This is a genomic window from Streptomyces sp. NPDC031132, assembly GCF_055570595.1.
Window position 1 is genome coordinate 34,236 of the sequence record NZ_JBVIGX010000026.1, and the last position, 14,347, is coordinate 48,582.

Sequence of the window (14,347 nt, forward strand, 5' to 3'; positions counted from 1 at the left end):
CCCGGGGCGCCGCAGTAGCGACGCCCCGCCCCGCTCCAGTGCCGGCACCGGTAGTCGATGGCCGGCCCCGGGGTCACTGCGCGGCCGGCTCGGCGGCCTCGGGCCAACCGGCGAACTGCGAGGGCACGTCCTCGACCGACGACTGCTCGCCGCCCTGTAGGGACGGCTGCTCGACGATCTCGCCCTCGATGTACTCCCCGGGCACGTCGAGCCCCTCGGGCGTCGCATCGCGCCGTACGGTCCCGTCGTGAGCCACCGCGCGGGCGAGTTCAGCGGACTTGGGCAGCAGCTTGAAGAGCTGCCGTACGGCCGTCTTGCAGGCCATTGCGTCGTAGTCCGTGGACCACGGCCCGAAGTCCTTCGCCTTGCTCCGCTTACGGATCGCCTCGACGTCGTCGACGTCGAGCACGACGAACGCGCTACCGCCGTTGGCCAGTCGGGCAACGGCGTAGTAGTGCGTTGCCGGACCCCTCGCCGAGCCGCGCGCCGGAATGTGCCGCAGCTTGGGGTCGAGTCCGTACTCGTACTCGAACTCGTCGCCCTCGTGCACGGTGCCGGTGTCGAGGCCGGCGGCGAGCGGGTGCTGCCAAAACAGCTTGATCATGCCCTGATAGCCGATGACGAGCTGTACCTCGTACCCGCGGATCTTCTTGTTCCAGAACGGCAGCAGGTACGCCTCGCCGGACACGCCGCCCGGCTCCAGCCCGAGAGCCGAGCAGGTCATCAGGGCGCCGGCGAACGACTCGCGGCTGCACTCGGCGAGATGCTCGACCCTGCGCAGCTCGGTAAGCGCGATCCGGGCGATGCGGTCGGCGCCGCCCATGTGCGCGGGCAGCGCGCGCTCGATCTCCGGGCGCATCTGCTGCACGAACTGCACGAGCGTGGCGGTCGGTTGCGCGGCGCGGGTGGCGGGGACGGCGGGCGTACGGGTCTGCGTTGTACGGGCGGCGACGCGGTCGGCGAGATTGCTGGTCATGCTGCGGAACTCTCTTTCGGGACGACGAGGCGTCGGGCGCGGTGCGCCCGGAACTCGTCGGGGCGCTCGGCGGCGAGGCGCGCGGTATCGAGCGCGTCGACGCGGTGCGTGTACTGCTGCGCGAGGTCGGGGTGCGCGGCGGTGAATCGTTTCTGCGAGAGCGGCCCGTTCTGCTTCCACGTGAACGCGACGGCGCCCTGCGTCTTGACGACCTCGGCCCCGCCGGCGGCGGCTTTCAGGTGGTTGTCGACCTCGCGCAGCTCGTCGGCGGTCCGCTGCTCGCGCGCCTTGAGTTCGCGGCGGCGCTCCAGCAGCGGCAACACCTCGGCAGGGTCCGCCACGGCCACACCGCCGGCCGTGACCGAGTAGAGGTGATCGAGCAGGGCCTCGGTCGCCTCGGAACCGTCGATCGGCGGCGGAACGCGATCGAGCACGCCCTGCCAAAATCGGCCAACGATCTCGACGAGGTGCTCGACGAGGGCCTCGTCGCGCTCGACGCGGTGAATCAGCAGCCGGTTACCGCCGAGCAGCGCAGCGACGTGCGCGTGCCGGTACCCGGTGACGGCGAGGTACCAATGCGTCTGGAGCGCCGGGCCGTCCGGCACGCCGAGCAGCCACTCGTCGAGCTGGAACGCGCTACGGGTCTTGATCTCCAGCAGGCTCGACGGCGCCGAGGCGCCCTCGTCGAGCACGTACCGGTCGACGTTCGCCAGCATCCAACGGCGCTCGACGTGCGCGAGCGTCCCCGGACCCTCGACGACGCCGAGACCGGTCCGCGCCGAGAACACGCGGGCGACGGTCGGCTCGTGCTCGTGCCCCCAGAACGCGGCCTCGGCGAGAACCGGATCGAGCGGGCGGTCGAGCGGCAGCTCGCCGACCTTGTCGAGGTAGACCTCGGTCGGCGACGTGTACTTGCTCATTCCCAGAATCGCAGCGACCTCGGAGCCGCCAACTCCCGTGCGACGCACGGTCAACCACTGCTCGCGGTCGAGACCGGACGGTGCGACGACAACCCCCGTGGGGGTGACGAGCGACGGCGCCGCGGTGCCGCTCACTGCCCGCCCCCGACGTAGCGGGCATAGACCCGATGCTCGGTCGAGCCGCCCGAGGTGATCGTGCGGGCGACCGCCTCGAACGACCCTGGGGGCGAGTAGGAAGGAAGTCGGGCGTTACGGATGGCCTGCGCGGCAGATGCTGCGCGGGTGATGCTGGCCGGCTTCCCGACGACTCCCCAGACGTTCGGGTGCGCCCGAAGGTCTGCGGCGATAACGGCGTGCTTGGTGTTCCGCTGCTTGGGCGGCGGACCGACGAATTCAACGGTGCTCACGTGCTGCTCTCTCCTCACGCTGCGGACTGCTGCTCGGCTCGTGCTCGGTGGATGTGCGGGGCGAGGAGTCGGCGGATCAGGTCGATCTGCTCGGCACTCGGCGGCCCGGTCTCGTCCGGCTCGGTCGGCGTCTCTTCAGCGGTCACGGCTCCCCCTCCGTGTGTTGCATGACTCGAACAACCAAGGGCATGAACCAGTGCATAGCGCCCGGTTGGTTGTTGCAGATGTCGAACAAGGGCAACGGTAGGCGGCCGAAAAGTGCACGTCAACGACTTACTTCGGTGTGCAGTTCGGGGTAATGGCTGATTAGATGAGAGTGTTCGAGTTGTGCAACAAGAACAGGAGTAAGAGAGTGTCGGAGACCGACACCCCCTTCCGCGCCCCGTACGGCACCCCGTTTGGGGACCTGCTGCGCGCTGCGCGAGAAGAGACGGGGCTTTCGTACCGCAAGCTCGCCGCGCGGGCGATCGACCCGACGACCGGGGTCGAGGTGGGATACACGACTCTGCACCGCATAGCGGCGAACAAGTCGATCATGCTCTCGCCCGGCGTCGTGGGCGCCGTTGCCGCGGCCATCGGCCGGCCCGAGCGCGACGTTCGAATCGCCGCATCGCAGCAATACTGCGGACTCGTCGCCGACGACCCGTTCGGCATGAGCGACGACGAAACAACCGTCGTCGTCGTGCACGCCCCGGGGATGGGGCGCAGGGACATGCCGAGGGTCGAGGAACTACTGCGGCGCTATGCGGCGGGTGAGCTTCCGCCGGAACTTTCAGAGGGTGATCGCTCGTCTTCCTAAATGATCACTAGCTGTCGTATGCGCGTGACCTGCGGTGTTGGGTTGAGTAAGGTGGTTCGGGCGCCTTGACTCGTGCAAGTGTTCGAGTCGAGGTTCGTCATGCCACGAGGGGGGCACCACCTTGATCCGCGTTATCCGCACCCAACTCGATACCGGAGCGATCACCGTAGTCCGCGCCACCGAGCACGGACTCACGATCGACATGGACGGCCGCCACATCACCCCCACAGGTGCGGCAAGCCTCCAGCAAGCCCTGAACGGCCTCGCCCCCCACGCGGACGCCGAACCAGGAGACCAGCGCTCACGCCAGTCCGACGGCGACATATAGCGCAGGTGACGAAAAGGGCCGCACGGCGTACGCCGCGCGGCCCTTTCGCTGTCTGCCCTCTTACGCCGCCTTGGTGAGCTGCCCCCGCTCTGTGACGGTCGGCCGCAACGACTTGCGGACCACGGTCACGTACGAGCTGATCGCCACCCCCGCGCGACTGTGCCGGCCCTTCCCGACCGGGTGCAGCTTGATTTCGAGCAAGGACTCGATGACGAGCCGCTGCTGCGGAAGCGTGAGCCGCTTCCAAGCCTCCTCGACTTCCTTGCGCGACGGGGCCACGAGATCCTTCACCACATCAGGTGTCCGCAGCGATGCGGCGACCTTCTCGGCCTCGGCGATCTTCGGGGCGAGTCCGGCCTCGATCGCCGCGAAGCTGTCCGCAGACAGCTCGCCCGCGATGGCCTTGTCGCGGAACTCGACCAACCGGGTGTTGAGCAGCTCGGCGTCGGCCTCGGCCTCGGCGATCTTCTCCTGCAACTCCTTGTCGCCCGCGGTATACGCCTTGATGAAGTCGGGCGAGGACAGCCACCCGAACAGCTCGCCGAGCACGTACGCGTCGATTGGCTCCTGCTTCCCGCTGACGTGATACCCCGTGGCGCCGTTTTCCCCCCGGGTCTTGCACTGGTAGTTCATCCCCCAATCCGTCGGATTGGAGACCACCGGAACCCGGCACTCTGAGCAGCCCATGATCGACGACAGGAGATACCGCGCCATGCCGGGCCGTGAGTTGGTCGGCTTGCTCGCCCGCGCCTTGATCACGGACTGGCACTTGAGGTAGATCCGCTTCGACACGATCTTCGGCCATGCGCCGTCACTCGTCACGACCCCGTGGTGCGTACGGGCCCCGGTGTACCGGATGTCGGTCGCAAAATCCTTGATCGTCGCCCCATGCCAGACAGCAGCGATCAGCGGCTCGTCACGCTCGTTGAAGTCCTGCGCGATCGCGAGGCTCTCCTCGCCGCGGGCGAGCCGCGCCACGGCCTCTTCGAACAGCGCAGCGTGCGCCGCAACCACGGTTTGGAACCGCGACAAGCGCACGACCATGCCCTTAGTCCAGCGCAGCGCCGGCGCAGGTACGCACCGCTTCATAAGGTCGGTCGCGATGGTCTTGTACGCCTCACCGTTCGCGACGCGGGTGCAGATTTCCTTGACGATGGGTGCCTGCTGCGGGTCCTTCTCCTCACGCAGGAACGCCCCCGTCTTCTCGTCGTAGACGCGTCGGTACCCGTACGGAGAGATCCCGTGCGGCCGGCCCGTGACGGCGTTCGCGCGCAACGTCCGCTTGACGTTGTCGCGCAGCTCGTCGACCTCTCGCTCACCGATCAGAGCGTCGAGGCCAGTGCGGAAACGGTCGTCCTTGTTCGACAGGTCGTAGACCTTGCCGCCGTAGCACCACAGGACGCCGTGCTTCGCACACGCGTTACGCAGTCGCGTATACACGTCTAGCTCGCGCTGGAGTCGGGTGGACCCCCAAGCGAGAACGATGTCGAGCTTTCCCTGCTCGACCCACTCGATCATGCGCTCGAACTCTTCGCGCTCGCGGTCCCGGAAGCGAGAAGCCGAACGGTCATCGTCGACGAAGTCCTCGACGAGGTTTACGCCGAGGCGGTCGGCGTCGTCCTGCGAGCCTGCGAGCTGCTCGCGCACCGAGAACCCTCGGCGCCCGTTCTTCCCCCGGTAGGCACTCTTACGTGCGTACCTGCCACCGCGCAGACCGGCGAGAGACCGAGGGCCCTCGCCCCCACCCCGGTTTAGAACCAGCGAGCCGGGGACCTCGCGCTGACCAGCAACAACGGATGTTGTCATTGACCCACCCTCACACTTCAGGACTGGGTCTTGCACGGGATTACTCTCGAGATGCCGGTCATGCTGGCGCCCGTGCCCGAGGCGATCGACTTCACCGACAAGAAGGTCCTCATCGCCGATGACGTGGCCGACACCGGGAAGACGCTGAAGCTCGTCCACGACTTCTGCCTGGGCCACGTCGCCGAGGTCCGGTCCGCGGTGATCTACGAGAAGTCCCACTCGCTCGTGAAGTGCGAGTACGTGTGGAAGAAGACCGACGAGTGGATCAACTTCCCGTGGTCGGTCGAGCCGCCCGTCGTGAAGCGTGAGGGTCAGGTTCTCGACGCCTGATTCCGATGGATGCGAGAAGGGCCCCGGTGCTTTTGCGCCGGGGCCCTTCTCACGTCTCGTTGCCTACAGCGTGCCCAGCTTGATGATCGACAGCAGTGCGACCAGCTGGATCGCGGACGCGCCCAGCGCCTTCGGCCACGGCAGGTCGTGCGACTTGCTGACGAGCGAGGTGAACAACGCGCCGGCCGCCAGCCAGGTGACCCAGCCCAGCACCTGCACCAACATGTTGTCCCCGCCCAGGAACACGGCGAAGAGCAGACGCGGCGCGTCCGTGATGGACATGACCAGCATCGACAGGCCGACGGTCGGCTGCCACGCGCCGTCGCCGCCCAGCTGGCGGGCCAGGGTGTGCGTGACGGCGCCCAGGATCAACCCGCAGATGACGAAGGCCACGCCCGCGCTGAGGACGATCGGTACGGCGTTGGCGAGGGTGGCGTCCATGACGTCCTTGCGGGCGTCGTCGAGGCCGAAGACCGCGAGCAGGCCGTACAGGAACGTCACGATCAGCGCAGGGCCCCAGACGGCGTAGTCGCGCATCTGCAGGAACGTCGGCCCCGGCCGCATCACGATGCCGCGGAGCAGCTCCTTCCACGGCAGCCGCGGGCCCGTCGGCGCGGCCGCCGCGGCGCCCGCGTGGTAGGTCGCGCCCTGGCTGTACGGGTCCTCGCCGTACGCGAAGACCTGGGTGTGCCCCGGGTTGTCGTTCGCGTACGAGCCGCCGCCCGCGCCCCCCTGGCCGTACGGGGGTTGCTGCTGCCCTTGGGGAGGCTGCTGCTGTCCGTACGGCTGTCCGTACGGGTCGAAGTACTCGGGCTCGCCATGGCCTCCGGCGGCGGGCTGCTGAGGCCACTGCTGCTGGGGAGGGTAGGGCTGCTGGCCGTACGGCGCCTGCTGCGGTTGCTGCTGACCGTACGGCTGCTGCCGCGGGGGTTGTTGGGGAGCGCGGTTGTTGTCCCTGCCGCGTCCGATCCTGAATCCAGCCACGTGATCGAACGTACCTGGTCCGGGGAGCGGTGGTGGGCGGGCCGCCGGAATAAGCACTCTTTGCGGCTGACCTGTGACATCCCCTAGGGGAACCCCGGGGGGCTGTCCCCAGCCCGGGGGAGAGGTAGAAATTGTCTGGTTTACGCGGTTGTGAGGGAGCTTGCAGTAGTTCGTTACGTTGCCGACGGATTACGTAGATGTGGGGTCCGTAGCTTCGGTCCTGTCGCCGATCAGCCATCAGCCATCAGCTATCAGCACTGAGCACTGAGCACTGAGCACCGAGCTACGAGAAGAGCCCCCACATGCGCAGCGCCCGCCGTACCGCCCTTCGTACCGCCGCCGTCTTCGCCGGCGCGGCCACCGTTCTGGCCCTCCCGGTCGGGTCCGCGTTCGCGGACTCGCCGTCCGGGCCGGAGGCGGAGGTTCTGCCCGGGATCGAGCAGCCCGCGACCGACCCTGTGCCGCCGGTGGATCCGGTGGATCCGACGGTGCCGGCGGTGGACCCGACCGCGCCGCCGGTCGAGCCGGAGAAGCCGACGCGGGCCTTTGTGACCACGGTCAAGCTCGCGGACGGGTCGATCGCCAAGGTCTACAAGACCGGCAACGACCGCTTCGAGGCCGAGATCTTCGTCGGGCCGACGAAGCTGGACACTCTGGTCAGCAAGGGCGGCAACCCGGCGTACGGGCAGAACAACGGCATGCACGTCGTCCTGCAGCCGAACGGAACCGTGACGTCGTGGGTGGAGGGCGAGCCGAAGCCGAAGCCCACGCCGAAGCCGAGGCCGGTGGAGAAGCCGAAGCCCGTCGAGAAGCCGAAGCACGAGGTCAAGAAGGAGAGCTGGGTCCGGATCGCCATGCCGGACGGTCGGATCGCGAAGCTGATCGACGGCCCGAGGGGCAAGCGCGTCGAGATCTCGATGCCGAACGGGAACCTGCTCGGGACGGTCGACCTGAAGCACCCGAGCGCGCAGAACGACGGCTGGACGTACCGGATCGTCCAGGACGGGAAGCGCGTGAAGTTCGTCGTCATCGACGGGAAGGGCGGCGGGAGCAGCTGGGTGTACGGCTTCGACGGGAAGCTGATCGAGAAGTACGCCGTGGAGGGCAGGGCCGCGGGTGCCAAGGCGGCGGGGGAGCGGGTGGTGCCGAAGGGTGGCGTGAAGGCCGGGGCGGAGGGGGTTTCCACGGGTGACACGCCGATGGTGGTTGCCGCCGGCGGGGGGATGGCTGCCGTGGGGGCGGCGGGGCTGGGCTTCGCCCTGCTGAAGCGGGGGCGCGCCGACGGGTCCTGACGGGGCGGGGCCGGGGCCGGGCCGGCCGCCGCGCGGGGCCTTCCCCCCTACCCCGCCCCCTTCCCGGCTGGGCAGCATGTGCGGCTCCGCCGCGTGGGGTTCAGCCCCGGGACCGGGGCCCCTGAACGCCGAACGGCCGGCCCCTGAGCGGGGACCGGCCGTTCCGTCGTTCGCGTCGTACGGACGGGCTACTTGGCGCTGCCGCCTTCGGCCGAAGCCTTCGGCTCGGCCTCGGCGGCCTCTGCTTCCGGCTTCGCCTCGGCCTGGGCCTCGACCGAGGCTTCCGCCTCGGCGGCAGCCTCCGGCTCGGCTCCGGCCTGCGCCTCTGCAGCGGCCTCCGGCGTTGCGACGGCCGCAGCGGCCGTCTCGGCCTTCGCCTCCGCCTTCGCGGTGGCCTCCGGCTCGGCCTCGGCCTTTGCCGCAGCTTCGGGCTCTGCCTCGGCTTCGGCGTCGCTTTCCGCCGGAGCCTCGGCTCCCGCGTCCGCCTTGGCCTCGTCCTCCGCCTTGGCCTCGACGGCCTCAGCCTCGGCCTCGGCCTTCGCAGCAGCCTCCGCCTCTGCGGCGGCCGCAGCCTCCGCCTCGGCTTCCGCCTTCGCGGCAGCAGCAGCCTCGGCTTCCGCCTTCGCCTTGGCCTTCGCAGCAGCCTCGGCCTCCGCCTGCTCAGCGGCCAGCGCCTCGGCCTCCGCCGCCAGTTCCGCCTCCGTCGGGGCCGGAGCCTTCACCGACTCGAGCAGGAGCTGGGCCACGTCGACGACCTGGACGGATTCCTTCGCCTGGCCGTCGTTCTTCTTGCCGTTCACCGAGTCCGTCAGCATCACCAGGCAGAACGGGCAGGCCGTCGAGACGATGTCCGGGTTCAGGGACAGGGCCTCGTCGACGCGCTCGTTGTTGATGCGCTTGCCGATCCGCTCTTCCATCCACATCCGCGCGCCACCGGCGCCGCAGCAGAAGCCCCGCTCCTTGTGGCGGTGCATCTCCTGCTGGCGCAGCCCCGGCACGGCCGACATGATCTCGCGCGGCGGCGTGTAGACCTTGTTGTGCCGACCCAGGTAGCAGGGGTCGTGGTACGTGATCAGGCCGTCCACCGGCGTGACCGGCGTCAGCCGGCCCTCGTCGATCAGGTGCTGGAGCAGCTGCGTGTGGTGGATGACCTCGTACTCGCCGCCCAGCTGCGGGTACTCGTTCGCGATGGTGTTGAAGCAGTGCGGGCAGGTGGAGACGATGCGCTTCGCCGACTTCGGCTTCTTCGTCTCCGGGTCGTCGTCGTCCTCGCCGAAGGCCATGTTCAGCATGGCCACGTTCTCCTGGGCCAGCTGCTGGAACAGCGGCTCGTTGCCCAGGCGGCGCGGGGAGTCACCGGTGCACTTCTCGTCGCCGCCCATGATCGCGAACTTGACGCCCGCGATGTTCAGCAGCTCGGCGAAGGCCTTCGTCGTCTTCTTCGCGCGGTCCTCGAGAGCGCCCGCGCAGCCGACCCAGTACAGGTAGTCGTACTCGGAGAGGTCCTCGGCGTCCTTGCCGACGATCGGGACCTCGAAGTCGACCTCCTTGGTCCACTCCACGCGCTGCTTCTTGGCCAGACCCCAGGGGTTGCCCTTCTTCTCCAGGTTCTTGAGCATCGTGCCCGCCTCCGACGGGAACGCGCTCTCGATCATCACCTGGTAGCGCCGCATGTCGACGATGTGGTCGATGTGCTCGATGTCGACCGGGCACTGCTCCACGCACGCACCGCACGTCGTGCAGGACCACAGGACGTCCGGGTCGATGACGCCGTTCTCCTCGGCCGTGCCGATGAGCGGGCGCTCCGCCTCCGCCAGCGCCGCCGCCGGGACGTTCGCCAGCTGCTCCGCCGTCGCCTTCTCGTTGCCCTCCATGTCCTTGCCGCCGCCGGCGAGCAGGTACGGGGCCTTGGCGTGCGCGTGGTCGCGCAGCGACATGATCAGGAGCTTCGGCGACAGGGGCTTGCCGGTGTTCCAGGCCGGGCACTGCGACTGGCAGCGGCCGCACTCCGTGCACGTGGAGAAGTCGAGGATGCCCTTCCAGGAGAACTGCTCGACCTGGGAGACGCCGAAGACGTCGTCCTCGCCCGGCTCCTCGAAGTCGATCTCCTTGCCGCCGCTCGTCATCGGCTGGAGCGCGCCCAGCGCGGTCGCGCCGTCGGCGTTGCGCTTGAACCAGATGTTCGGGAAGCCGAGGAAGCGGTGCCAGGCCACACCCATGTTGGTGTTGAGCGAGACGACGATCATCCAGATCAGCGAGACGCCGATCTTGATCATCGCGGTGAAGTAGATCGCGTTCTGCAGGGTGCCGAGCGAGAGGCTCTTGAACGCCAGGACCAGCGGGTACGAGGCGAAGTACGCCGGCTCGTACGAGTCCACGTGGTGGATCGCGCCCTCGAGGCCGCGCAGCGTGAGGATCGCGAGGCCGATGGTGAGGATCACGTACTCGACGAAGTACGCCTGCCAGGCCTTGGAGCCCGTGAAGCGCGACTTGCGGCCCGCCCGGGAGGGCAGCGACAGCAGGCGGATGGCGATCAGCACGGCGATGCCGAGGATCGTCATGATGCCGATGAACTCGATGTAGAGCTCGAACGGCAGGAAGCCGCCGATGATCGGGAGCGTCCAGTCGGCCTGGAAGAGCTGGCCGTACGCCTGGACCAGCGTCGGCGGCAGCGTCAGGAAGCCGATCGCGACGAACCAGTGCGCGAAGCCGACGATGCCCCAGCGGTTCATCCGGCTGTGGCCGAGGAACTCCCGGACGAGGGTGAGCGTTCGTGCCTTCGGGGCGTCCGTACGGCTGCCTGCCGGTACGGGTTGTCCGAGCTTCACGAACCGGTAGATCTGCGCCACGGCTCGGGCGAGCAGCGCGACGCCGACCACGGTCAGGACCAGCGACACGATGATCGCGGCGAGTTGCATGGGAGGGCTCCTCGGGCGGGACTTACTAAGCGGTAACTTATTGAGTCAAGGCTTGAGGTTACCCATTCTCCGCGCTGCAATGTAGGTGGGCGTGCGGTGATCTGTGTCGCTCAGGCATGCCTCTGTCGGCACCGCTGTCGGTAGGCCGCCCGAGGGGTCTGAGCCAGGATCGCGAGATCCATCCCCAGCCAATGGCTCTCCACATAGTGCCGGTCCAGCAGGGCCATCTCCTCCCAGGGGAGGTCGGATCGTGCGCCGACCTGCCACAAACCGGTCATTCCGGGCCGTACGAAGAGCCGGTCGGCCCGGTCCGTACGCGGCTCCGCCCGCGGCCCGACCAGCGACATCTCGCCGCGGAGCACGTTCAGCACTTGCGGGACCCCGTCCAGGGCGCACCGCTCCACGGCCGCGCCGAGCCGCCCCGCCGCGTCCGTGCGCAGCCGCCAGGTCCGGAACGGCCGTCCGGCCAGCCCGGCCGCCGGCTCCCGTACGAAGACCCGGCCGCCCTGCGTTGCGTACAGCAGGGCGGCGACGACCAGCAGCGGCACCGCGAACAGCCCGAGCAGCACCACGGCCCCGAGGAGGTCGACCACCCGCTTCGCCGGGAGGGCCGGGCGGTACGGGAACGCGAACGGGCGTGGAGTCGCGGTTCGCCGCCGCACGGGGCGCCGGATCGGGGGGAGCGTGAGCGGCGGCAGCGGCATGGGGGCACCCTGCATGCGCCTCCGGCGGTTTCCGCGGTGCCGCGCAGTGGACCGGCCGAGCATCGCCCGCTCGGCCCCCCGCGCCGGGGTCGCCACCGGCTGCCGCTCGGTCGGCTTCGAGTGGTCCTGGAGCGCGTACCGGCCGGCCGCCGCAGGGGGCGTTTCCGCAGGTGGAGCCGCTGCGGCCGGGCGTTCTGCCGCTGCGCGTCGCCGCCCGGGCGCCCCGTGTGAGCGTAAGACCGGGATAAAAGTTGAGCCCCCTCGGCTCACCTCTGTTGACGTCGGCGCGGCGTTACGGCATGGTTGAGTCTGTTCCACTCAAGTCAGCTGGAGGAAATCAAAATGGCACGTGCGGTCGGCATCGACCTGGGCACCACTAACTCCGTCGTCAGCGTTCTCGAAGGCGGCGAGCCCACCGTCATCACCAACGCCGAGGGCGCCAGGACCACGCCGTCCGTCGTCGCCTTCGCCAAGAACGGCGAGGTCCTCGTCGGCGAGGTGGCCAAGCGCCAGGCGGTCACGAACGTGGACCGGACCATCCGCTCCGTCAAGCGCCACATGGGCACTGACTGGAAGATCAACCTGGATGGCAAGGACTTCAACCCGCAGCAGATGAGCGCCTTCATCCTGCAGAAGCTGAAGCGCGACGCCGAGGCCTACCTGGGTGAGAAGGTCACGGACGCGGTCATCACCGTCCCGGCCTACTTCAACGACTCCGAGCGTCAGGCGACGAAGGAAGCCGGTGAGATCGCGGGTCTGAACGTCCTGCGCATCGTCAACGAGCCGACCGCCGCCGCCCTGGCCTACGGCCTGGACAAGGACGACCAGACCATCCTCGTCTTCGACCTCGGTGGCGGCACCTTCGACGTGTCGCTCCTCGAGATCGGCGACGGCGTCGTCGAGGTCAAGGCCACCAACGGTGACAACCACCTCGGTGGTGACGACTGGGACCAGCGCGTCGTCGACTACCTGGTGAAGCAGTTCGCCAACGGCCACGGCGTCGACCTGTCCAAGGACAAGATGGCCCTGCAGCGTCTGCGCGAGGCCGCCGAGAAGGCGAAGATCGAGCTGTCCTCCTCCACGGAGACCACGATCAACCTGCCTTACATCACGGCGTCCGCCGAGGGCCCGCTGCACCTGGACGAGAAGCTCACGCGCTCGCAGTTCCAGCAGCTGACCGCGGACCTGCTCGACCGCTGCAAGACCCCGTTCCACAACGTCATCAAGGACGCCGGCATCCAGCTGTCCGAGATCGACCACGTGGTCCTGGTCGGCGGCTCCACCCGCATGCCGGCCGTCGCCGAGCTCGTCAAGGAGCTCACCGGCGGTCAGGACGCCAACAAGGGCGTCAACCCGGACGAGGTCGTCGCCATCGGCGCCACCCTCCAGGCCGGTGTCCTCAAGGGTGAGGTCAAGGACGTCCTGCTCCTCGACGTGACCCCGCTGTCCCTCGGCATCGAGACCAAGGGCGGCATCATGACCAAGCTGATCGAGCGCAACACCACGATCCCGACCAAGCGGTCCGAGATCTTCACGACGGCCGAGGACAACCAGCCGTCCGTGCAGATCCAGGTCTACCAGGGTGAGCGCGAGATCGCGGCGTACAACAAGAAGCTCGGCATGTTCGAGCTGACGGGCCTGCCGCCGGCCCCGCGCGGCGTCCCGCAGATCGAGGTCTCCTTCGACATCGACGCGAACGGCATCATGCACGTCACGGCCAAGGACCTTGGCACGGGCAAGGAGCAGAAGATGACCGTCACCGGCGGCTCCTCGCTCGGCAAGGACGAGGTCGACCGCATGCGCCAGGAGGCCGAGCAGTACGCGGAGGAGGACCACCGCCGCCGCGAGGCCGCCGAGTCCCGCAACCAGGGCGAGCAGCTCGTCTACCAGACGGAGAAGTTCGTCAAGGACAACGAGGACAAGGTCCCGGCCGAGGTCAAGACCGAGGTCGAGGCCGCCGTCTCCGAGCTGAAGGAGACCCTCAAGGGCGAGGACACGGCCGCGATCCGCACCGCGACCGAGAAGCTCGCCGCGGTCAGCCAGAAGCTCGGCCAGGCCATCTACGCCGACGCGCAGGCCGCCTCGGGCGCAGCCGGTGCCGGTGAGGGCCAGCAGGCCAAGCCCGAGGACGACGTCGTCGACGCCGAGATCGTGGACGAGGACAAGCCGAAGGGCGGCGCTGCCTGATGTCGGAGGAGACCCCGGGTTTCGACGAGAAGCCCGAAGTCCCCGCCGGCGCCACGCCTGACGACGCCGCCGAGCCGAAGGCCGCAGCTTCCTCCGAGGAGGAGGCCGCGGCCCCGGCCGGGGACTCCGGAGCACCGTCCGCTCAGGAGACGGCTCTGCTGGCGCAGCTGGACCAGGCCCGTACCGCGCTCGGCGAGCGCACCGCGGACCTCCAGCGGCTCCAGGCGGAGTACCAGAACTACCGCCGCCGGGTGGAGCGGGACCGGATCGCCGTCAAGGAGATCGCGGTCGCGTCCCTGCTGACGGAACTGCTCCCGACCCTGGACGACATCGGCCGGGCGCGGGACCATGGCGAGCTGGTCGGCGGCTTCAAGTCGGTGGCCGAATCGCTGGAGACCGCCGCGGCCAAGATGGGGCTGCAGCAGTTCGGCAAGGAGGGCGAGCCCTTCGACCCGACGATCCACGAGGCCCTGATGCACTCGTACGCACCGGACGTCACCGAGACGACCTGCGTGGCGATCCTGCAGCCGGGGTACCGGATCGGCGAGCGTACGATCCGCCCCGCGCGGGTCGCGGTGGCCGAGCCCCAGCCCGGGGCGGCCCCCAAGTCCGAGTCCGCGGACGGCGACACGCCTTCGGACAAGGACGCGGATGCCCCCGACAAGGGCTGACGCAGCAACCGTAGAGGTACGAGAG

At 68.9% G+C, this 14,347-nt stretch carries 12 protein-coding genes and 2 pseudogenes; 6 read left to right on the forward strand and 8 right to left on the reverse strand.

The genetic code is table 11. The annotated features are described in order from the left end of the window. Nucleotides 1-73 precede the first annotated feature (73 nt). The 4 genes from ACZ49B_RS29105 to ACZ49B_RS29120 are packed head-to-tail and all read right to left on the reverse strand — an operon-like array spanning nucleotide 74 to nucleotide 2,449. Entirely contained in the window at nucleotides 74-976 is a 903-nt protein-coding gene (locus ACZ49B_RS29105; RefSeq protein WP_468311533.1) for a recombinase RecT, read from the reverse strand. Further along, nucleotides 973-2,031, reverse strand: coding sequence for a YqaJ viral recombinase family nuclease (locus ACZ49B_RS29110; protein WP_468311535.1), 1,059 nt, complete (start codon nucleotides 2,029-2,031; stop codon nucleotides 973-975). The genes ACZ49B_RS29105 and ACZ49B_RS29110 overlap by 4 nt, the downstream gene beginning before the upstream one ends. Further along, on the reverse strand, nucleotides 2,028-2,303 hold the full coding sequence (locus tag ACZ49B_RS29115; protein WP_468311537.1) for a hypothetical protein: 276 nt from the start codon (nucleotides 2,301-2,303) through the stop codon (nucleotides 2,028-2,030). Before ACZ49B_RS29115 ends, ACZ49B_RS29110 begins: the two co-directional genes overlap by 4 nt. Before the next feature lie 14 nt (nucleotides 2,304-2,317). Next, a complete protein-coding gene (locus ACZ49B_RS29120) occupies nucleotides 2,318-2,449 on the reverse strand; it encodes a hypothetical protein (RefSeq protein WP_351147781.1) in 132 nt (43 codons plus the stop codon). 206 nt (nucleotides 2,450-2,655) lie between these two features. Between ACZ49B_RS29120 and ACZ49B_RS29125 the strand changes: the two genes are divergently transcribed. Both ACZ49B_RS29125 and ACZ49B_RS29130 read left to right on the forward strand, forming a co-directional pair. After that, entirely contained in the window at nucleotides 2,656-3,102 is a 447-nt protein-coding gene (locus ACZ49B_RS29125; RefSeq protein ID WP_468311539.1) for a helix-turn-helix domain-containing protein, read from the forward strand. A gap of 121 nt (nucleotides 3,103-3,223) precedes the next feature. Continuing rightward, a complete protein-coding gene (locus ACZ49B_RS29130) occupies nucleotides 3,224-3,430 on the forward strand; it encodes a hypothetical protein (protein ID WP_468311541.1) in 207 nt (68 codons plus the stop codon). A gap of 60 nt (nucleotides 3,431-3,490) precedes the next feature. Here the strand turns inward: ACZ49B_RS29130 and ACZ49B_RS29135 are convergent, their stop codons facing one another. Continuing rightward, complete coding sequence (locus ACZ49B_RS29135; protein WP_468311543.1) at nucleotides 3,491-5,236, reverse strand: recombinase family protein; 1,746 nt, start codon at nucleotides 5,234-5,236, stop codon at nucleotides 3,491-3,493. A gap of 36 nt (nucleotides 5,237-5,272) precedes the next feature. Between ACZ49B_RS29135 and ACZ49B_RS29140 the strand changes: the two are divergent. Next, a pseudogene (locus ACZ49B_RS29140) lies at nucleotides 5,273-5,566 on the forward strand (phosphoribosyltransferase); the annotation flags it as partial. Between the two features lie 63 nt (nucleotides 5,567-5,629). Here ACZ49B_RS29140 and ACZ49B_RS29145 read toward each other — a convergent pair. Then, nucleotides 5,630-6,550 (reverse strand): Yip1 family protein, encoded by a 921-nt coding sequence (locus ACZ49B_RS29145; RefSeq protein ID WP_468311545.1) that lies wholly within the window; start codon nucleotides 6,548-6,550, stop codon nucleotides 5,630-5,632. Nucleotides 6,551-6,852: 302 nt separating this feature from the next. Between ACZ49B_RS29145 and ACZ49B_RS29150 the strand changes: the two genes are divergently transcribed. Next, entirely contained in the window at nucleotides 6,853-7,842 is a 990-nt protein-coding gene (locus tag ACZ49B_RS29150; protein WP_468311547.1) for a hypothetical protein, read from the forward strand. 710 nt (nucleotides 7,843-8,552) lie between these two features. On the opposite strand, the pseudogene ACZ49B_RS29155 reads toward ACZ49B_RS29150, so the two are convergent. Both ACZ49B_RS29155 and ACZ49B_RS29160 read right to left on the reverse strand, forming a co-directional pair. Then, a pseudogene (locus tag ACZ49B_RS29155) lies at nucleotides 8,553-10,760 on the reverse strand ((Fe-S)-binding protein); the annotation flags it as partial. Nucleotides 10,761-10,870: 110 nt separating this feature from the next. Next, nucleotides 10,871-11,464 (reverse strand): sugar transferase, encoded by a 594-nt coding sequence (locus ACZ49B_RS29160; RefSeq protein WP_468311548.1) that lies wholly within the window; start codon nucleotides 11,462-11,464, stop codon nucleotides 10,871-10,873. Nucleotides 11,465-11,806: 342 nt separating this feature from the next. Here ACZ49B_RS29160 and dnaK point away from each other — a divergent pair, with 342 nt between their 5' ends. Further along, a complete protein-coding gene (gene dnaK, locus ACZ49B_RS29165) occupies nucleotides 11,807-13,651 on the forward strand; it encodes a molecular chaperone DnaK (RefSeq protein WP_468311550.1) in 1,845 nt (614 codons plus the stop codon). Continuing rightward, on the forward strand, nucleotides 13,651-14,322 hold the full coding sequence (grpE, locus tag ACZ49B_RS29170) for a nucleotide exchange factor GrpE (protein WP_053789605.1): 672 nt from the start codon (nucleotides 13,651-13,653) through the stop codon (nucleotides 14,320-14,322). Before dnaK ends, grpE begins: the two co-directional genes overlap by 1 nt. The last annotated feature ends 25 nt before the right edge of the window (nucleotides 14,323-14,347 follow it).